The sequence below is a fragment of the Bradyrhizobium tropiciagri genome (assembly GCF_018130545.1).
GTDB lineage: Bacteria > Pseudomonadota > Alphaproteobacteria > Rhizobiales > Xanthobacteraceae > Bradyrhizobium > Bradyrhizobium tropiciagri_A.
In genome coordinates, this window is the sequence record NZ_JAFCKF010000003.1 from 898,111 (window position 1) to 917,466 (window position 19,356).

15 protein-coding genes and 1 pseudogene are annotated in these 19,356 nt (G+C 63.7%); 1 reads left to right on the plus strand and 15 read right to left on the minus strand.

The features are described 5' to 3' along the window. Window positions 1-15 precede the first annotated feature (15 nt). Entirely contained in the window at window positions 16-3,417 is a 3,402-nt protein-coding gene (locus JQ616_RS39800) for a molybdopterin-dependent oxidoreductase (protein ID WP_212016065.1), read from the minus strand. A gap of 144 nt (window positions 3,418-3,561) precedes the next feature. Here JQ616_RS39800 and JQ616_RS17025 point away from each other — a divergent pair, with 144 nt between their 5' ends. Next, complete coding sequence (locus tag JQ616_RS17025; protein ID WP_212016067.1) at window positions 3,562-4,239, plus strand: GntR family transcriptional regulator; 678 nt, start codon at window positions 3,562-3,564, stop codon at window positions 4,237-4,239. Between the two features lie 29 nt (window positions 4,240-4,268). Here JQ616_RS17025 and JQ616_RS17030 read toward each other — a convergent pair whose 3' ends face one another. The 14 genes and pseudogenes from JQ616_RS17030 to JQ616_RS17095 form a co-directional block, all read right to left on the minus strand. Next, window positions 4,269-5,432, minus strand: a complete 1,164-nt coding sequence (locus tag JQ616_RS17030; protein ID WP_249136830.1) for an acyl-CoA dehydrogenase family protein — start codon at window positions 5,430-5,432, stop codon at window positions 4,269-4,271. A gap of 124 nt (window positions 5,433-5,556) precedes the next feature. After that, complete coding sequence (locus tag JQ616_RS17035; RefSeq protein ID WP_212016069.1) at window positions 5,557-6,324, minus strand: crotonase/enoyl-CoA hydratase family protein; 768 nt, start codon at window positions 6,322-6,324, stop codon at window positions 5,557-5,559. Between the two features lie 26 nt (window positions 6,325-6,350). Beyond that, window positions 6,351-7,133 (minus strand): SDR family NAD(P)-dependent oxidoreductase, encoded by a 783-nt coding sequence (locus JQ616_RS17040; protein WP_212016071.1) that lies wholly within the window; start codon window positions 7,131-7,133, stop codon window positions 6,351-6,353. Between the two features lie 18 nt (window positions 7,134-7,151). Next, window positions 7,152-8,402 carry an acetyl-CoA C-acetyltransferase gene (locus JQ616_RS17045; RefSeq protein ID WP_212016073.1) on the minus strand — a complete coding sequence of 417 codons (1,251 nt, stop codon included), beginning with the start codon at window positions 8,400-8,402 and terminating at the stop codon, window positions 7,152-7,154. Window positions 8,403-8,660: 258 nt separating this feature from the next. Further along, a pseudogene (locus tag JQ616_RS39310) lies at window positions 8,661-8,924 on the minus strand (helix-turn-helix domain-containing protein); the annotation flags it as partial. A 1,360-nt stretch (window positions 8,925-10,284) separates the two neighbouring features. Next, window positions 10,285-11,007 (minus strand): alpha/beta fold hydrolase, encoded by a 723-nt coding sequence (locus tag JQ616_RS17055; RefSeq protein WP_212016075.1) that lies wholly within the window; start codon window positions 11,005-11,007, stop codon window positions 10,285-10,287. Window positions 11,008-11,182: 175 nt separating this feature from the next. Continuing rightward, complete coding sequence (locus JQ616_RS17060) at window positions 11,183-12,175, minus strand: helix-turn-helix domain-containing protein (protein WP_212016076.1); 993 nt, start codon at window positions 12,173-12,175, stop codon at window positions 11,183-11,185. Between the two features lie 448 nt (window positions 12,176-12,623). Then, window positions 12,624-13,931 (minus strand): amidase family protein, encoded by a 1,308-nt coding sequence (locus JQ616_RS17065; RefSeq protein WP_212016077.1) that lies wholly within the window; start codon window positions 13,929-13,931, stop codon window positions 12,624-12,626. Between the two features lie 29 nt (window positions 13,932-13,960). Then, window positions 13,961-14,644, minus strand: a complete 684-nt coding sequence (locus JQ616_RS17070) for a DUF2848 domain-containing protein (protein ID WP_212016078.1) — start codon at window positions 14,642-14,644, stop codon at window positions 13,961-13,963. Continuing rightward, a complete protein-coding gene (locus JQ616_RS17075) occupies window positions 14,628-15,320 on the minus strand; it encodes an ABC transporter ATP-binding protein (RefSeq protein ID WP_212016079.1) in 693 nt (230 codons plus the stop codon). Before JQ616_RS17075 ends, JQ616_RS17070 begins: the two co-directional genes overlap by 17 nt. Next, entirely contained in the window at window positions 15,320-16,066 is a 747-nt protein-coding gene (locus tag JQ616_RS17080; RefSeq protein ID WP_212016081.1) for an ABC transporter ATP-binding protein, read from the minus strand. Before JQ616_RS17080 ends, JQ616_RS17075 begins: the two co-directional genes overlap by 1 nt. Then, window positions 16,063-16,986: a branched-chain amino acid ABC transporter permease gene (locus tag JQ616_RS17085; RefSeq protein ID WP_212016083.1), complete on the minus strand. Its 924-nt coding sequence runs from the start codon at window positions 16,984-16,986 to the stop codon at window positions 16,063-16,065. Before JQ616_RS17085 ends, JQ616_RS17080 begins: the two co-directional genes overlap by 4 nt. Continuing rightward, entirely contained in the window at window positions 16,986-17,996 is a 1,011-nt protein-coding gene (locus JQ616_RS17090; RefSeq protein ID WP_349630004.1) for a branched-chain amino acid ABC transporter permease, read from the minus strand. Before JQ616_RS17090 ends, JQ616_RS17085 begins: the two co-directional genes overlap by 1 nt. Further along, window positions 17,921-19,321 carry an ABC transporter substrate-binding protein gene (locus JQ616_RS17095; protein WP_249136831.1) on the minus strand — a complete coding sequence of 467 codons (1,401 nt, stop codon included), beginning with the start codon at window positions 19,319-19,321 and terminating at the stop codon, window positions 17,921-17,923. Before JQ616_RS17095 ends, JQ616_RS17090 begins: the two co-directional genes overlap by 76 nt. Between the last annotated feature and the right edge of the window lie 35 nt (window positions 19,322-19,356).

Here is a 19,356-nt window from a genome sequence, read left to right on the forward strand (position 1 = left end):
ATCCTGATTGGTCATTCAAAGTGCGAGCGTCAGGTCGGTCAGCGGGACGGCCTGGCAGGTGAGGCATTGTCCCTCGCTGCCATCAACCACGCCGAGATGGGTGAACTGCCCGTCGACCACCTCAACCGCGCAGCTCTCGCATTGTCCGACACGGCAGCCGCTCGGCAGCGCAATACCCGCCGCGCTCGCGGCGTCGAGCAGTGTCCCCTGCTCCGGCCCCCAGGAGAAGCTTTGCTTGCTGCTCGCAAGCCGGACGGTCCGCGGCGCAAGGTTGGTTGGCATCGAGGGCGGCGACACGAAGCTTTCGGCGAAGATGTCGAAGCGTGGCACGCCGAGCGCTGTCACGGCCGCGATCTGTGCCGTGACGAAGTCCGGCGAGCCGCAGATGTAGACCAGCGGCCGGCGCGATGACAGCTGCTTGACCTGTTCGAGATCAAGCCGCCCCTTGCGCAGCGAATGCGAGCCGATCGGATCCTCTGCGAGCGGCGCGGAAAAGAAGGTCACCCGCGTCAGTCCCGGCGTATTGGTTTCCAGCTCCGCAAGCCGCTGTGCAAACGGATGCTCGTGGCTACTGCGGCAGCCATGCAGCAACAGGATTTCTCCAACGCGATCCTGTGGTGCGACGCGCTGCAGCGTCTCGAGATGGCCGATGAACGGCGTGATGCCGATACCGGCTGCGAGGAAGACCAGCGGCCGCGGTCCCTTCAATGGCGGCGTGAAGATGCCGCCCGGCGGCTCGAGCAGCACCTCGTCGCCGACCGCAAGACCATGCAGGCGATCCGGCATGAAGAACGGCGCGTCGCCGCTCCGCACCTCGTTGACGAACCGCCCCTTCACCGCAATCGACAGCGCGTCGGGCAGATCGCCCGATCCGGTCAGCGAGTAGGCCCGCGCCTCCGTCGTGCCGGGCAGCGAGATCATCACATGCTGGCCCGGCAGGAAGTCGGGCAGCGGACCGCCGTCAAGCGGCCGCAGGCTGAGGGCGACGACGTTGTCGGCCTCGGCCCAGCGCGCGGCAACCGTGAAGCGCCGCTGGCCGTTCCAGACGCCGCGGCTTGCCACGGCGTCGCGCCTGATCTCGCAGACGATCGCGCGCAGCGGGACCGAGCCGCTGACGGGATCGCGCACATCGTCGTGCAGCACCGCGTTGATGTTGTGCGTGCGGATGCCTGCCGCAGCTGACCGATCGCGGCCGAGCGGCGGACAATCCTCCCACCAGCCGAATTCGGCGACGACGACACGATCGTCGAGCGCCGCATTGAGCCGCACCTTCAGACGCACGGCACCGCCCGGCGTTTCCACCACGGCCCAGTCGCCTTCGACGAGTCCGCGCCGCGTGGCGAGCTGCGGGCTGATCTCGACCGCCGGGTCCGGCGACTTACGCCGCAGCGAGGCGATATGCCGATGCGAGGAGTGAACGAACCAGCCGCTCTTGGCGGTGGAGAGCACCAACGGAAAGCGTTCGTCCGCCGCTGCCGTGAGCGGACTGCCGACCGGCTCGACGTGATCGGGCAACGGATCATGCCCGTGTCCAAGCATCAGCTCCGAATAGATCTCGACCCGGCGCGTCGGCGTCGCAAAGCCTGCCGCCGTGCCGTCCTCGCGGGTGATGGCGTACTTTTCATTGCGGAAGGCCTGCGGAAAGCGGCGTCCTTCCGGATGTGCACGCAGATCCTCGACACCGATGCCGAGCGGTGCGAGCTGATAATTCCAGCCGGCCTTGATGTCACCGCCGAAGAACAAGTCGCCCATGCCGAGCTTGAGCGCGAGTGCCGCGGCGATCTCGTAATCGGCCTTCACTTCACCGATCGGCTCGACCATGCGCGGGCGAAACTGCACCGTCTCGACGGCTTCCTGCGTGATCTCGAACCCGATCTTGAGCGCATCGCGCTCCCACGGCGTGCTGGCCGGCAGCACGAAATCGGCGCTCTCCGCGGTCGGGTTCATGAACATGTCGATATGAACCTGGAATTCCAGTGCGTTCAGCGCCGCACGGTTGCGCTCGGAATGGCCCTGCGAGACGACGAAATTGGTACCGAAGGCAACCAGTGCACGCACCCGGTAGGGCTCGCCGTCAAGCACGGCCCGGCTGAAATCACGCGCTGTGATCCAGCCCTTTGCCGGCGGGCCGAGCGGCAGTTCGGCGATCCCCAGCGCCTTCGCCTGCTGCTCAGCCGGCAGGATGTTGTAGTCGTTGAGCGGACGTGTCGGCGGCGGCACCGGCCAGCGATTGCCACCGGGCCGGTCGCAGGCGCCGGTCAGCGCGTAGAGCGTCGCGATCGCGCGCTCGATCGCGGTGGCGTTGGTGTGCTGACCCACGCCGGTCCAGGAATGATAAGCGAGCCGTGGCCGGCTCGCGAGCAGCGCGTTGAACGCATCGATATCGGCGACATCAAGCCAGGTCAGCTCCGCCACGCGCGCCGGCGTGTAGGGCGCGGTGCGCTCGACGAGCAATTCGAATGCGGTTGCCGCCGAGATCATGCGGCCGTCGCACGCCGGAATCGACAGCGCGCCACGCAGCTGGCCGCCGCTCTCCGGCGCGCAGCGCGTATCGCAAGGCACCGGCGAGCCCGACACATCGAGGCGAACGAAAGCGTCGGCCGCGCCATCCGGCCACAATGCGTCGGCGCGCAGGAAGCGCCCGGTGGCGCGATCGATCAGCAGCGATCCATTGGTCCAGGCGTCGACGAAAACAGCATCGAAGCTGCCGGTCGCGATCAGGTGGCGGATCGCGCCCATCGCGAGTGCACCATCGGCACCGGGACGGATGCGCAGCCAGAGATCGGCCTGCTGACCCGAGCCGTTCGGCTTGGGATCGACGACGACAACCTTAGCGCCGCGCCGTCGCGCGTCGGCGATCCGCGTTGCTTGCGCGAGCCAGGTGCGCGCCGGATTGTGGCCCCACAGGATGATCGCATCGGCATTGTCGTAGTCGGGAAAGCCGATGCCGCGACCGAAGGTCAGCGCGTGCGCAAAATCCTTGTGCCAGCCGCAGATCTCGACCGCATAGATCAGGTTCGGGCTGCCAAAGCCGCGGATGAAGCGCTCGACCCATTCGAAGCTGTCGACCATCGGCGTGCCGCTCGGGGTGGTGACGCCGAACGCAACAGCCTCGGCGCCGCTCTCGGCGCGGATCCGACCGAGCCGGTCGGCGATCTCGGTCAGGGCCTCGTCCCAGGACACCTCGACCCAGCCGGGATCGGCGGCATCGCGCGGGCGGGTCCGCTTCAGGGGGACGGTCAGACGGCGCGGGCTGGCGACGATTTCCGGTGCCGCCCGGCCCTTGGCACAGAGCGCCCCACCGGTCGGATGGTTATTCAATACCTCCACACCGACAAGGCGTCCGTCCTCGACCACGGTGACAGCACCGCAGCGCGAGCGACAAAGCGTGCAATAGCCGGAAAGCCGCTGTTTCACCGCCGTCTCATGGTCAGGTCAACCCTTGTGACGCATTTTTGTAATGCGTTACACATTTACGTCATACGCTACCGCTGCCGTCAAGGCTAAGTAATAATCAGAGACGAATCGGAGTTCCCAACGAGAAGGCGGCTGCGACCTCCCATGGACCAGAATTTGCGCGAACAGGTGCTGCAGCGGGTGCGCGCCGAGATCATTTCCGGGCAGAGCCTTCCGGGCACGATGTATTCGGTGCCGAGTCTCGCGGCGAGCCTCGGCGTCTCCTCGACGCCGGTGCGCGAGGCGCTGCTCGAGCTCAGCCGCGGCGGCTTGGTCGAGCCGATGCGCAACCGCGGCTTCAAGGTGGTGGAACCGTCGCTGACCGAGCTACGCAATCTGTTCGACATGCGCGAGGTGCTGGAGCTGCACGCCGCCGTGCTGGTCGCCACCAATCCACCGAAGGATCTACCAGCCGTGCGCGGCTGGGCCGATGAGATCGCGAGGGCGGTCGAGACCGACGACGTCCAGCTCTATCTGGAAGCCGACCGCAACTATCATCGCGAGTTCATCGCCGCCGCCGGCAACGAGCTCCTGACCGAGATGGTGATGGGCCTGCGCGACAAGATGCGGCTCTACGGCATCAGCTCGCGCGCGGGTCACGAGCGGCAGCAGGCGTCGGTGCCCGAACACTACCGGCTGATCGAACTCGCGCTCGCCGGCAAGACCGAAGCGCTGCCGACCCTGCTGCGCAGCCACATCCGCTCCTGGGAGCCGATCTTCGTCGATGCGTTGATGCGCTCGAAGGAACACGCGCGCGAGCCGCTGCGGCAGGCACGCGGCTGATGTGAGGAGACGGCCGATCGCGTACCCGGCTAGTCCAGAATGCTCTTGTAGTGGTCCGAGAAAACATCGCGGCCGATGATCAGCCGCATCACTTCGGAGCTTCCCGCCAGGATCCGGTTGACGCGCGCGTCAGTAAACATCCGGCTGATCGGATATTCGTCCATGTAGCCCGCGCCGCCGTGCAGCTGCACGCCGAGGTCGAGCATCTTCCACTCGACTTCCGACGACATCATCTTGGCCTTGGCGCCCATATTGCTGGTCAGGCGCCCCGCATTGTGCTCGGCGACGCAGTGATCGACGTAGACCTGCACGAGATCGATTTCGGCATCCATCTCTGCCATCCGGAACTGGGTGTTCTGCTGCTCGGCGAGTGGCTTGCCGAACAGCTTGCGATCCATCACGTAAGCGCGCGTGATGTCGAACGCCCGGCGGCCATTGGCGATCGATCCGACCGCGGAGATCAGCCGCTCCTCGGCGAGACCCTCCATGAGGTAGTAGAATCCCCTGCCCGCCTCTCCCAGTACATTGGCCTTGGGCACCTTCACATTCTGGAAGAATAGTTCGGCAGTGTCCTGCGCCGGCATGCCCATCTTCTTCAGATTGCGGCCGCGCTCGAAACCTTCCATGCCGCGCTCGACGATCAGGAGCACCATGGCGTGCTTCTTCTCGGCGCCCGTGAGCTTGGCCGCGACGATCACGACGTCTGAATTGATACCGTTGGAAATATAGGTCTTGGAGCCATTGAGCAGGAAATGGTCGCCCTTGTCTTCCGCCGTCGTCCGCATGCCCGCGAGGTCGGAGCCGGCGCCGGGTTCGGTCATCGCGATCGCAAGGATCGTCTCGCCGCTGACGCATTTCGGCAGGAAGCGGTCGCGCTGCTCCTCGGTGCCGAAGCGCTTGAAATAGGATCCGACCAGGCGGCTGTGCAGCGTGTTGAACCAGCCCTTGCAGCCCGAGCGCGCGGTCTCCTCGATGATGATCTGCTCATAGCGGAAGTCCTCGTCGCCCATGCCGCCGTATTTTTCTTCAGGCCAGATCATCAGGAAGCCGAGGTCGCCGGCCTTCTTGAACGCGCTGCGGTCGACGATGCCGGCCTCCCGCCACTCCTCCATATGCGGCGTGATCTCGCTGGCGAGGAACTTGCGATAGGAGTCGCGGAAAATGACCTGGTCTTCGGTAAAGCTGCGCATCATTCACCCAATAGCGCTCTCAAGCGGCGTGGAAACCGGCCGGCGCTGGGCGCGGCCCTCACAAAAAAATAGAGCGCCGGTTCTGCTTCATCAAAACCGGCGCTCCGTTGTCGAAACAGGCGATGCCTTACTTGCCCTTCCAGTTCGGCGCGCGCTTTTCGGCAAAGGCCGCCGCGCCCTCGCGGGCATCTTCGGAGACGAAGACGGGACCGACGATCTCCTGCTGCTTCTTCCACATCTGATCTTCCGGCCAGAGCCGGGATTCGACGACCACCTGCTTGGAAGCCTTGACAGCGAGCGGACCGTTGGCGCCGATCGCGGCTGCGAGCTCAAGCGCGGCGTCCAGCGCCGGGCCATCGGTCACGCGGTTGATGATGCCGAGTTGATGCGCACGCTCGGCGCCGAAGAACTCGCCCGTCAGCGCGAACTCCATCGCCACACGGATCGGCATCTGCCGCGGCATGCGGATCAGGCCGCCGGCCGCAGCCGCCAGCCCGCGCTTCACCTCGGGGATCCCGAACTTGGCGTTGCGGTTGGCGACGATCATGTCGCATGACAGCGCGATCTCCATCCCGCCGGCGAGCGCATAGCCATCGACCGCCGCGATCAGCGGCTTCTTCGGCGGCGCCTCGGTGAGGCCCGCGAAGCCGCGGCCGGGGATCGACGGCCGTTCGCCTTTCAGGAACCCCTTGAGGTCCATGCCCGAGCAGAACGTGCCGCCCGCGCCGGTGATGATCCCAACGCTGAGGGCGTCGTCTGCATCGAGCCGGTCGATCGCCGCAGCCACGCCCTTGGAGAGCGCGAGGTTGGCTGCGTTCTTGGCTTCCGGCCGATTCAGGGTGATGATCAGGATCGGTCCGCGGACTTCAGTGAGGACCGGAGTTTCTTCGGACATCGCTTTCGCCTCCTGTTGCTGTGCGCTTAACGGGGAGCCATGCGGATGGCGCCGTCGAGACGGACGTCTTCACCATTGAAGTAGCCATTGGTGATCATCGTCAGCGCCAGATGCGCATATTCCTCCGGCATGCCGAGACGCTTCGGGAACGGCACCGACGCGCTCAGCGCGGCCTTGACGTTCTCCGGCGCTCCCTGCAGCAGCGGCGTGTTGAAGATGCCCGGCAGGATGGTGTTGACGCGGATGCCTTCGGCCATCAGGTCGCGCGCGATCGGCAAGGTCATGCCGACGACGCCGGCCTTGGAGGCCGAATAAGCCGCCTGCCCCATCTGGCCGTCTTCTGCCGCAACCGACGCCGTGTTGACGACCGCGCCGCGCTCGCCGTGCTCAAGCGGAGACAGCGACAGCATGCCCTGCGCCGACTTGGCGATGCAGCGGAAGGTGCCGACGAGGTTGATCTGGATGATGCGGTTGAAGGCGTCGATCGGGAAGTGCGTGGGTTCGCCGGTCTTCTTGTCACGGCCCGCAGTCTTCACCGCGTTACCCGTGCCGGCGCAGTTCACCAGGATGCGCTCCTGGCCGTGCGCCGCGCGGGCCTTGGCGAAGCCCGCATCGACGAGCTCGTCCGAGGTGACATCGACCTTGCAGAACACACCGCCGATTTCCTTGGCGATGGCTTCGCCCTTCTCCTCGTTGAAGTCGAAGATCGCGACCTTGACGCCTTGTGCAGCGAGCGCCCGCGCGGTGGCTGCGCCGAGACCGGACGCACCGCCGGTGACAACCGCGGCGACCGATGAATCGAGTTTCATGGCTGTATCCTTTCGCGATCAGATGCGTTCGATGATGATGGCCGGCGCCATGCCGCCTGCCGCGCACATGGTGACAAGACCATAACGACCGCCGCTGCGCTCGAGCTCGTCGAGCGCCGTGCCGATCAGGATCGATCCGGTCGCGCCGATCGGATGGCCGAGCGCGATCGAGCCGCCGTTGATGTTGACCTTTTCGCGGTTGAGGTCGAGGTCGCGGATGAATTTCTCGGCAACAACAGCGAACGCCTCGTTAATCTCCCAGACGTCGATGTCGTCCTTGGTCAGGCCGGCCTTGGCGAGAACCTTCTTGGCCGCGGGAACCGGCGCGTTGAGCATCAGGGTCGGATCGTCACCCTGGTTGGCATAGGCCACGATGCGGCCGCGCGGCTTGAGGCCGTGCTTCTCGGCATAGTCCTTCGAGGTGATCAGGACAGCGGCGGCGCCGTCCACCACGCCCGAGCTGTTGCCGGCATGATGCACGCCCTTCCACTCGAGGCCCGGATAGCGGCGCTGGATCTGCTTCTTGAAGGTCACGCCGTTGCCGAGATCGAAATCGGCAAGCTGCTCGAAGCTCGGCTTCAGCGATGCCAGCCCTTCAGCCGTGGTCTCGGGGCGCGGGAATTCTTCACGACCGAGGGCAACGCTGCCGTCGTCGTTGAGGACGGGGATCACCGACTTGGCGAAGCGGCCTTCATCGATCGCCCGCTTGGCGCGCTGCTGGCTGGTCAGCGCCAGTGCATCGCAGGCCTCACGGCTGATCCCTTCGCGCGTCGCGATGGCGTCGCCGCAGACGCCCTGATGCGACTGCGGGTGAATCTCGTCAAGCGCCGGGTTACCCGAACCCATCATCCGCGCCGGCTGTCCCGCCTTGGAGCGCTCGGCTGCGAGCGTCTGTTGGTAGCTCATCATCTCGGTACCGCCGGCGATGACGCAGTCTTCCATGCCCGACATCACCGAGGCTGCCGCGAGGTTCACCGAGGTGATGCCGCCGCCACAGAAACGATCCAGCGTCGTGCCGCTGGCATTGATGTCGTAACCGGCCGCGAGCGCCGACATACGCCCGAGATCGCCGCCCTGCTTGCCTTCCTGGGTCGAGGTCGACCAGATGATGTCGTCGACGGTCGAGGTATCGAGCTTGTTGCGCTCCTTGAGCGCGCCGAGCACGGTTGCGGCCAGCTGCTGCGGATGCAGGTGCGACAGTGCGCCCTTGCCCGGCTTGCCGATGCCGCGCGGCGTGCGCACCGCGTCGATGATGTATGCCTCAGACATGCGTTTTCCCTTGCTTTGGATGTTTCATTGCTGTGCGCCCGCGCCGATTTCGACGGCCGCTTCCGCTGCGCCGTCTGCCCGGTACGAGCCGAGATGTCAGCGGTGTGGCGTCACCGCAAGCGGCTCGACGACGGGGCTGCGCTGATCGTCGAAATAATCGAAGCGCGAGTTAATGCCCCGCAACATGGACGGTTGCGCCTGGTCGCGCTGCCGCTCGTCGGCACAGTCGGGCTTGTCCGCAAACAGCGGAGCACCGGGCGCGGCGGCGTGCGGACCGAGAGCATATTTCTGCTCCTGCGGCAGGTAGATCAACTGGCCGATCTGGGTCAGCGTCAGCGTGAGACGAGAGACCGTCGATCGCGGCAGGCCGCAGCGATCGGCGATGTCGCGATTGCCGAGGCGTATGCTTCGACCTTCGAAGCAACGCACGATGTCGAATGCGCGCGACACCACCTGGATCACGCGCCGGTTGTCCGTGCCGGCGCTGTCTTGCGCCATCAGTACCTCAGATCGACGTCCCATCGTTTACGCCTCACTCCTCATGTTTTCGTACGGGTGAACGAAGCCCACTCTGCGTTGAGCAGGGGGCGTTGATCCGCGGCAGCGCGCGACCGCGCTCGGACTTGTGGGCTGGAATCCGTCGGAAGGAATCGGCGCACGCCGCGCCGGCGATCACGGCGGGTCGCGCATGGTCAACGAAGCCTGTGGTCTGCCGGACGGGGGCACACCCGGCCTGTTCGAGACCGACCCACGTGGATGCGATGAGCGCCTGGTTTTCCAGACAAACGACGCCGCGCCCGAGCGGGGCAAGCAGCTTCGAATGTCTTTGGCCAGCCGGCATCAGGCGGATTCTTTCCCTAGGGTTTTGGACTTTAATTAATTGATTAATTAGTGACGTGATTAAAGTGGGTGCTCCCCCCTGTCAACCGCGCTCGCCGCAGGGCCCCCCGCGCTGGGATGACACCTCGCCCATCGCTCAAGCCAGCGGCGCCAATTTGCGGGATTGCGGATCCGTCGCGGCGAACTTCAAGCCGCTGCAAAGCGGCGATCGGGGCAGAACGGCCGACACGACACCGCAGCAAGCGCGCGTGGCTGGATCAGGAAAAGTTGCGAGGATGAAGGGCAGCCGGGTGTCCGAACAGACGCGACTGCTGGCCGGCGTGGCCGATACGAGGGCTAAACCTAAGCTTTGAAAGCTTGGTGGGCGCACCAGGGCTCGAACCTGGGACCCGCTGATTAAGAGGCGTATGATTCCGTTGGAAAATCAATGCCTGTTCCGACAAAGCCGGTGCTAAGCGTGCATTGAACTTACAATCAGATTTCCCTCTGTCGGAACAGCGCGATAGCGATGCCTGACAGAACTAAAGAGACTCACTGCGGGGGTTCGAGTCAGGAGACCGCTACAGTGTGAAACCCACTAATTCGGAAGCCCTGTTTTCTTACCGGAGAGCAGTCTAGCTCCGAACATCGGGTCTGTCCCAATTCTTCGAAAGCTTCACCTCGCCTTCCCTTTCCGCCCCCTTGTTCAGCGGACTTTGCGACCACCCTCCATGCTGCGCGCGCCGAATCCGGGTCAATGCTGCTCGCCGACCGTGGACATGACGCGGACTGGGACCGGGGAATTTCAGCCGATTCAAACTCTTAGCTCGAAATTTGGGGCGGCAACACGTCATTGTTATTCAATGGCTTTCGGGTGAGTCCCCCAAAATAGTGGTTAGTCACTTAGAGCCATGAGCAATGTAGAAGATGCCTCGATTCCACATGCTCTGGTTCCGAATTAGGGCCCCGCTGGGGCCCGACCGTGGATCGTGCGACGATGTGATGTGGAGACCATGGCTCTCGACCGAGAAGGCGAGCCATCGTCCTCCGCAAACCATCAACGTTAATCGCGCCCGGCTTCGACGAACTTCCTTGCCGTGAGTTCGGGGTTCGTCAAGAGGACCTCGTGGCTGCCCTCCATGCCGACGAGCCGGAAGACGCCTAGCCGGTTGGAAAGACGTGGATGTCGGCCCCACTCTCCTTGCGTAATGTCGTTGTCCTCGTACGGCGCCAAGTAGCTGAACGCAGGGGGCACCTTGTCCCAGCCGCTCATGTCCGCTTTGTCCGTGAAGGCGCCGAACGGCTGGGGCCTCAGGACGTCGTAGATCTGCCGTGCATGTTCCGTCGTCCCGTCGTTGAAGAAGGCGTCGCGCCATACCGGAAACGGCAAAACGACGGATCCGTCCTTCCGTTCCGCGGCGCTGGCTCTGAGGGCGTCGTGCAGATGCGGCGGGATCTCCTCCACGAGTGCGCGACCTTGAGCAGGCACGAAGGCAGCGAAATAGACAAGCCGACGGACACGCTCGGGCATTTCGATCGCGATGCGCGATATCAGGTAGCCGCCCCAACTGTGTCCGACGAGCACATAGTCACCGAGGTCGCGGCTCTTGATGTACTCGATGATCGGGGCAGAAGCGCCGCGGAGATCGACATGCTTGTCGTCGTTCGCTCCGAGTCCACCCGCGGTCGGCGTGTGCACCTCATGTCCGGCCTCCTCGAGATGGCTCCGGACAGAATTCCACAGTTCTCCGTAGTGCCAGGCTCCGTGCACCAGAACGAAACGCATTTTCTTTCCTTCCGTCGGCATGATCGCATTGGAACGGTGTCCAACCCAGACTGCCAATCTTATGAAAGAGAAGGTTCGGCGCTATCGGCCGGACGAAGCCGGCTATCGGAAAAATGCATATTGAGCGTCGAGGTCCGGGCTTGACGCGCCATGTGGACGGAAGCGTGGGCGCGGATCAGCGCTTCGCGAGCACGTCGGAGGGACGCTTGCCGAAGCGCGCCCTGTACTGCGCCGCGAATTCACCGAGATGAACAAATCCACACTGCATGGCGACGTCCGTGACGTTCAGCGTACCCGGCTCGGCGCTCGACAGGACCGCGTGGACCCTGTCTAGTCGCTCCGACCGTAGCCATCGCCCCGGCGGCGATCCCACATAGCGCTGGAATCCCGCTTGGAGCCCGCGGAGACTCATGCCGCTCCGTCGAGCCACTTCGCTGAGGCAAACCGGCCCGGAGAGATGGTCCCGCATGTAGTCCATCGCACGCCGTATCTGCGCCGGAGGCGGCTGCCGGGGCTCGGCATGGATCGCGGCGCTGAAATTGTTCGCCTGGCTGAGCAGAAGGGACTCGATCACCAACTCTTCGAACTGATCAAACAGCCGGGGATGGTTTTTCGTCGCGCCAAGCAACGCGAGGTTCGCCGCGGTCTCGAGCAGGCTGGTCCAGAACGCGGGCGTTTCTCCGAGCGACAGCTTGAAATGCACCGCCTGTTGCCTCACGGAACCGACGAGACTAGCGCAGACGGCCTCTACGCGACGACGATCGAGCCTCACGATGATCTGGTCGAATGCACCGTCGATGTCGAAGCGGAAAGCGCGATGAGCACTTGCGACCGCGCCGCACTTGGGCTGAACCTCCGCTGCATCAGAACCGTAACTGAAGCGCGCCTTGCCGGCGATGGGGAGAGTGACGAGAAAATTGTCCTCCTCCGGGACCGCAGGCGCGACCGTGACGTCGCAGCCATAGCGCAGTCGACTCACCGAAAAGGGGCCTAACGGAAGGTAATCCAAATGCGTCGAAAGCTTCGCGCGCTTTTCTGCGATGGTCAGACGGTGCGGGCGGAGCGCCCGCGCGCAGGCGTCGACGACTTCGTCCTTATCGCCGCTCGAAACAAGACGATGCTGCGTTGCGAAGAGGCGGTCGGCGATTTGCAAATCGCATGCAGTCATACTCACACCCGGCTCTGTTCAGATAGTAAGCATCCTGGCATTCCGGCGGCCGGAGCTATTCTGGTCCTGCGGCCCCGACCTTGCAAGGGGCGCCCATCTCTCGCCCGACGCAGCCAAGATGCGCGGATACGGCGAGCCACAGTGCGTAGACGGTTCGAAAGCCGGCTCAATGGCAGCCTTTGCCCCGGATCGGAACGTCGATCTCGCGCATCATGACGGTCTTGCCGTCGCGAATGTCCAGCGTATAGCTCTGGATTTGGTGAGACCGCTCGCCTGCGGGGCGGCACCGCCACGTCATTCTTAACGATACGCAAATTGCGCGGTTTGCCGTATTCCGGGCTTTTTCCTTACCGGATGGCAACCTCATCGTTGAACGCTCCCACGATGGTTGGCTCGCTCATCGTCAATTGGGTGCGAGTCTATGCTCGCGACTGGATAACAATCCCAGTCACAACCGTGCCTCGATGCAGGAAGCGATCTCCAGCAGGCGCCGGTCGGCGTTCCTGCGGCCGATCAACATTAGACCGACGGGCAGCCCATCGACCGGTAACGGCATCGAGATCGACGGGCAATCGAGCATGTTGGCGATGCGGGGATTGCGAAGCACCAGTCCGTTGAATTTGTGGAAGGCGCTATCCTCCTCGACAGCCGACAGGAGCGGCGCACGGATTGGCGTCGTTGGCAGAATGAAAATCTCATCATTGCCGAAGGACTGTTCAAAAGCCTGGACCGCGGCGTGCCGGAGCCGCACCATGCGCACATAGTCGACGGCGAGGGTGCCGGCGCCTGCTTCGATGCGAACCCGGGTTTTCGGATCGACCCCATCCAGGCTCGATAGCCCAAGGCCGCGCAGTGTAGCACCGACCTCGATCGACGGGAAAGTGCCGATCCTGTCGATCTCTGCAATGCGATCGAGAACAGGTTCGATCGATCCATCTTCGATCTGCAAGCCAGATGATCGAAGCCGCTCTACGACATTCTCAAACGCGCCAAGCACTTCCGGCTCGCAGCCGTCAAACAGGCGACCGCGAGCGACCGTGAGACGAAAAGTGTAGGGAGAGGCAACCTGCGGCCGCGGGATCACGTCGCCGCCCGACAGCACCTGATCGGCAGCGAAACAGTCTGCGACGCTCGACGCAATCGGCCCGATGGTATCGAGGCTGGACGACAACGAGAACGCGCCCGCGGTCGGCACAAACCCGCTCGTCGGCTTGAAGCCGGTTGCGCCAGACAACGCCGCCGGAATTCGGATCGATCCTCCAGTGTCGCTGCCAATGGCGATCTCCGCCATGCCGTCAATCACCGAGACAACAGCCCCCGAGGAAGACCCGCCCGGAGTGCGGCGGCGGTCCCGGGGATTGCCCGGCCCCCCATCGTTCGGGTTGGTCCCCAGCGCTGAGAAGGCAAACTCGGTCATCTGGGTCTTGCCGATGATGACGGCTCCCGCCGCACGCAAGCGCTTCACGACCAGCGCGTCTTCGGTGGCAGTGGGCAAGGCGCGTAACACAGCAGAACCCGAGCTCGTCACTGTGCCGGCGACATCGAAGAGTGCCTTGACCGAGACGATGCGACCGTCGAGCGGGCCGCGTGTGGTTCCGGCGACAGCGCGCCGATCGGCAGCTTCTGCCTCGCAGCGAGCACTTTCCGCGAACAAGGCGGTGAAGGTACTCTCTGCGCCCAATGAGTTCGCGCGCGCGAGGGCGACCTCCAATCGAGCCGCGGCGGTGGGTTGGGATTGATCGGATGCTGAAGTCATTCGTCGCAGCTCCTCACCGAAGATGGCGGTCAAGAGATAACCGGGAGGACGTCAATATCGTAGCTGTGGGTCAGGGAGCGTTTGAGAACCGGATCGCCCAGCTCCATTTCAAAGCGCGTCCCCGGGCGAATTCCGCCGATCGCGCCCGGCGTCCCGCAGAACATCAAGGTCCCGGCAGGAAGCAGATCGGCGTTTGCGTAGCGACGAATGAGATCGCGCGGCGTTCTTAGCGACGAGACAGGACTGTCCTGATAGAGAACCCGCTTGCCGTCGATCGTCACCCAGGAGCGAAGGACCAATTCGTCCCAGTGCGGTTCGACATCAGCGTATGACCAGAGCTGTAGGCCAATCGGCTTGCCACAAAGCTGCTTCGAAAGTGCGATTCCTGTCGCTTCCGCCTTGCGATCGGTGTGGTCGGATCCGATTCCGATCCAGAGCCCATCGGCCATCGCGACCACCACGGGCTCAACTTCACCGGAACTATCCGGACCAAGCACAGTCAGGCGGTCCGCCTGCGTCAGTGTCTGGGCCGCGACACGGTAGTAGAGCGGCGTCGTCGACGGACGCGGAATTCCGAGCGCGGCAAGTTCCTCGATATGGTGCTCGATCGCGGCTGCGTCCCTGCCCGCCCAACCCGCGATCACAAGCGATTCGATTTCGACGCCGACGTGATCGGTCCGATCCTTCCCGATGCGGTCAAACTTCATGAACATGGGCTTTGTCATCCTTGGTAGACGGAGCACGAATCTCGCCGCGCTCGATCTGCAATGTGCGATCGGCAACGCGGTCGAGCAGAACCGGAGAGGATTCCGTGATCAGCAAGGCGAGTTCGGGCCGGTGCTTGCGCAGTTCGCCGAGCGTCCGCGCGTATTCGAGTGCGAGGGCCGGCGCCAGGCCCTGGAACGGTTCATCGAGCAACAGAACCTTGCGCGCCACCGTCAGCGCGCGGCCCAGCGCAACCATCTTGCCCTGCCCGCCGGAAACACCGCCCGCAGGCCGGGACCGCATCACATGCAGTTCCGGCAACAGCGTATAGATTTCGTCCAACCTGCGAGCAATTTCCGCCTTGTCGAGATTGAGCGCCAGGGCCGGAAGGCGGATGTTCTCCTCCACGCTCAGCTCCGGTATCAGTCGGCGATCTTCCGGGGCATATCCGATGCCGGCCCGGGCACGGGTGTAGGCCGGCATGCTGCCGAGGTCGTCGGAATCGAGGCAGATCGAGCCCTCGTCGCGCGGGATGAGCCCCATGATCGCGCGAAGCGTCGTCGTCTTGCCAGCACCATTGCGGCCAATCAACACCGTCGTCTTTCGCGCGACGATGTCGCAGCTCACCTTGCGCAACACACGCACGCCTTCGATCGAGATGCTGACCTTGTCGACACTGAGCATCAGGCCACTCCCACGACGCGTTCGCGGACTAGCGCATTGCCGAACACCTCGTCGGGCCGCCCTTCGGCCATGATATTTCCGGCGTTCCACACCAGGACACGGCTTGCATAACGTGCAACCACGTCCATGTCGTGCTCGACGAAAAGCGCAGTGATGCGGCGTTGGCGCAGCGCGCTCATCAACGCCTCCATCAGCGGGAAGCGCTCCAGCGCACTCACGCCGCTGGTCGGCTCATCCAGCAAAAGGAGCCTCGGCTTGAGCGCCAGCGCAACCGCGATGTCGAGGAGCTTGCGATGACCTTCGGGCAGGGTGACACTAATCCGATCGGTATCGCCGCCGAGCCCGACCAGTTCGAGCAGGGCCTTTGCCTCGTCGCGCCGTTCCGCTGTTTCAAGTGGCCGGATCGCGCTCCACAGCCCGTCTTTCGCGGCAAGCGCCAGCATCATGTTGTCGATCACGCGCTGCGCGGAGAAGAGTTGCGGGATCTGGAAGGCGCGCGCGACCCCGCGTCGAGCAATAGCGCGCGGCGACATCCGGGTGATGTCGTTGCCATCGAGCAGAACACTGCCTGAAATTGGTCGAATATAGCCTGTACAGATGTTGAGCAGCGTCGTCTTTCCCGATCCGTTCGGACCGATGATGGCGAGGAACTCGCCGTCGTGGATTGCGATGCTTGCCCCGTCGGCCGCCTTGACCCCGTTAAATGCGACGCGAAGGTTCTTGGCCTCCAGGATGGGACGGCTCATGGGCTCGGAGCCTCCTTGCGCTCGAACAATCCGTAGATTCCCTGCGGCATGAACATGATCACGGCGATCAGCGTCATGCCCACGAACAGATTCCAGGCATCCGTCACGGTTACGGCCGCGCTGTGCAGCAATTCGAGGAATAGCGCTCCGATGAACGCACCGGGCACGCCGCCAATACCACCGAGCACCGCAATCAGCACGAGATGCCCTGATGCAGTCCAGAATGCGAAGTCAGGAACCACGCGGCCGATCGCAAAGCCGGCGACCGCACCGCCAAGACCTGCGAGCGCCGCGGAGATGGTGTAGGCGATCAGCAGAATCGCCCAGACCGGGATGCCCAGATATTCGAGCCGGATTTCATTGCTATGGACAGCAGACAGCGCGTGCCCCAGTGGACTATCGAGATACCGATGGACAACAAGGCCGACAAGCACCATCAGCACCAGGCTGAGATAGAACAGGATGCTCTTGAACGCCGGCTCGGCGAACACCATGCCGAAAACCGCTGGGATCGGCACCGGCATGCCGTCCGTTCCGCCGGTGACGCCGTAGAGTTTGGCGCACAGCGCATAGAACACCATGGAGACGGCAAGGTTCAACATCGCGAAGAAGATCGCGCGATAGCGGACGAGGAACGACCCGGCAATTGCGCCGATCAGTGCAGAGACCAGCACCGAGAGGATCAGAAGCAGCCCGAGATCGTTGATTCCGGCGCGCGCAAGGAAGGCAGCGCCATAGGCGCTGGCTGCGAAGAACATCGCATGGCCGATCGAGATCAACCCGGCACGCAGCAATACGGCGACGCCGAGCGCTGCAAAGCCCTTGGCGATCGCAAGCGTCAGGACGAATTGAAGCCAGGGCGCGGCGAAGGCCAGCCCAGCCAGCGTGAGTACCGCAGCAGCGGCCAGTATGATCCGCATCATATCCTCCGCGCCGCCATCGATCCGAACAGGCCATAGGGGCGGATCAGAAGCACCACAAGCATCGCCGCATAGGGCGCAACCGCATCCAGCGAGGGCACAAGATAGATCGCGAGTACGCGCACGAAACCAACGATCAACGCCGCCACCGCCGCTCCCTCGATCTGCCCGAGCCCACCGATCGCCGCCACCGCAAAGGCGAGGACCATTGTATCGGCTCCGAGCCCCGGTGCGATGCCCGACGTCGGTGTCGCCAGCGCTCCTCCCAATGCCGCAAGGAACACGCCGAGCGAGAACGCAAGGATGAATATCCGGTTGGTATCGATGCCAATCGACTGCGCCATTTCGCGGTCGGTCACGACGGCCGTGATCAGACGCCCAAGCCGCGTGTGGTTGATCAGAAGCCGCAGGCCAACGACGACGAGGGCCGCCATCGCGACAAGCAAAATCTGGTAGTTCAGATAAACGACGCCACCGATGCTCGAGGTGCCAAGCAACCGCATCGGCGTGTCCTCGTACAGGGATTGCACGCCGAAGACCAGACGCTGGAGGTCCTCGAGGATCAGGAACAGCCCGAACGTGATCAGGATCTGGACCGCTTCGGACTTGCCGTAGGTCCACCGGACCAGGCTGCGCTCGATAAGTGGACCAAGTATCGCGGCCACGAAAACAGCACTGAACAGCAACGCAGCGAACGACAAATAGGGGTTGAGCTGCCGGCTCGCGATGAACAGGCAAACCGAAGCAGCGACATAGCCACCGATCGAGTAGAGACTGCCGTGCGCGACGTTGAGGACGCGCAGTACGCTGAAGACGAGCGTGAGGCCAACCGCCGCGAAGAAGATCAACGCGGCGCTGGTCAAGCTGTCCAGCAGCAAGGGGATGATTGCATTCGACATTGACCTGCGCCTGCGTAATCGGTTTCGACTGGACGCTATCGTTCGCCGATCTTGTAGCTCCCCGGCTTCGGAAGGCCCTTCGCAAACTCGGGCTTGAGCGACGAAATCCACGCCAGCGGATCCTGACCGGCCTGCGGCAGCAGGCTGTCGCCCTTGTAGCGCACCATGTCGCCGATCACGGGGAATGGCTGGGCCGATGTCTTCACGGTGACGCCGACGATCTGGTCGACGAGACCGTCGTTGTCGGCTCGCGTCTGCACGGTCCCGGTCAGGGTCGCAACCTTGCTGCCCTTCATGGCACCTGCAAGTTCGGCACGCGCCGGCCACTTTCCGCCATTCTTCTGCATGGCGACCTCGTAGGCGGCCTTCACATAGATCAGCGTATTGGCCATCTTGATAGACGGGAACACCGGATACTCACCGAAGCGAGACTTGTATGCCTCGGCAAACTTCACCGTCTCCGGGTTGGCCTTGGCGTCAGGCGACATCCACCAGCCATCACCCAGAACACCGACGATCACCCCGTCGGGCAACGGCACGCGCTGCAAGATGGTCTCGCCAAGCGCGAGGATCACCTGGCTGGAGGTGAAAAGGCCCCGCGGCGTAGCCTGCCGGACGAAATTCTCGAGGTCGGCGCCCCAGAGATTGGAGAAGACGACGTCCGGACGCGCGGTCGTAAGACGGGAGATCTCGGTCTGGTAATTCGGCGAGCCGAGCTTCGGATAGAGTTCGGCGACGATCTCGATGTCCGGCTTCAACGCCTTCAGCGCCGCGGTGAAGATCTTGGCAGCGTCATGGCCGAACGCATAGTCCGGATTGATGATCGCCACCGTTTTCACGTCCGGCTTGCGATCCAGAAGATAGATTGCGTAGGCGATGAACTCAGGCACGGTGTTGCCGTTGGGACGGAATACGTACTTGCTCTTGCCGTCCATGAGCAATTGGTGAGTATCGCAGTTCCAGCCCACGGTCGGAACTTCAAGCTGCTCCGCGATCGGAGCCAGCGCGAGACAAGTCGCGCTCGACAAGGCCGCGACCATCACCTGGTTCTTTGCATCGCCCGCCAGCCGGCGATACTCCGCGATCACGCCTTGCGCGCCCTGAGCCTCGTCGACATAGGTCGCAGTGACCGGCACGCCGCCGATCCCACCCTTGGCATTGATCTCGTCAATCATGAGATCGGCGGCGTTCTTGCCGGGCATGCCATAGGCCGCGGCGGGACCGGACGTGAACGTGAAGATGCCAAGCCCCACCGAGCTCGGCTTGTCCTGCGCGGCGACCGGAGTTGTCGCCACGAGGCCGATCGCGAGAGCACCGGCAAGGCCATCGACCACCAATCGAAGATTGGCCTGGGGCAGCCCCCGATCGAGCCTGAAGAGCAGTTGCAGCGAGGACAGGCAACGCGCGAATGCGGTCGAGATACCATTGAACGCCATATTTACCCCCTTGAGCGGTCGAACGATGTTGTCGA

Excerpts from the sequence above, each read along its gene's own strand:
- JQ616_RS17095 (WP_249136831.1), bottom strand. The coding sequence starts at position 19,321 with ATGGCGTTCAATGGTATCTCGACCGCATTCGCGCGTTGCCTGTCCTCG.
- JQ616_RS17025 (WP_212016067.1), top strand. The coding sequence starts at position 3,562 with ATGGACCAGAATTTGCGCGAACAGGTGCTGCAGCGGGTGCGCGCCGAG.
- JQ616_RS17055 (WP_212016075.1), bottom strand. The coding sequence starts at position 11,007 with ATGCGTTTCGTTCTGGTGCACGGAGCCTGGCACTACGGAGAACTGTGG.
- JQ616_RS17035 (WP_212016069.1), bottom strand. The coding sequence starts at position 6,324 with ATGTCCGAAGAAACTCCGGTCCTCACTGAAGTCCGCGGACCGATCCTG.
- JQ616_RS17065 (WP_212016077.1), bottom strand. The coding sequence starts at position 13,931 with ATGACTTCAGCATCCGATCAATCCCAACCCACCGCCGCGGCTCGATTG.
- JQ616_RS17045 (WP_212016073.1), bottom strand. The coding sequence starts at position 8,402 with ATGTCTGAGGCATACATCATCGACGCGGTGCGCACGCCGCGCGGCATC.
- JQ616_RS17070 (WP_212016078.1), bottom strand. The coding sequence starts at position 14,644 with ATGTTCATGAAGTTTGACCGCATCGGGAAGGATCGGACCGATCACGTC.
- JQ616_RS17030 (WP_249136830.1), bottom strand. The coding sequence starts at position 5,432 with ATGATGCGCAGCTTTACCGAAGACCAGGTCATTTTCCGCGACTCCTAT.
- JQ616_RS17085 (WP_212016083.1), bottom strand. The coding sequence starts at position 16,986 with ATGCGGATCATACTGGCCGCTGCTGCGGTACTCACGCTGGCTGGGCTG.
- JQ616_RS17080 (WP_212016081.1), bottom strand. The coding sequence starts at position 16,066 with ATGAGCCGTCCCATCCTGGAGGCCAAGAACCTTCGCGTCGCATTTAAC.
- JQ616_RS17040 (WP_212016071.1), bottom strand. The coding sequence starts at position 7,133 with ATGAAACTCGATTCATCGGTCGCCGCGGTTGTCACCGGCGGTGCGTCC.
- JQ616_RS17075 (WP_212016079.1), bottom strand. The coding sequence starts at position 15,320 with ATGCTCAGTGTCGACAAGGTCAGCATCTCGATCGAAGGCGTGCGTGTG.
- JQ616_RS17060 (WP_212016076.1), bottom strand. The coding sequence starts at position 12,175 with ATGACTGCATGCGATTTGCAAATCGCCGACCGCCTCTTCGCAACGCAG.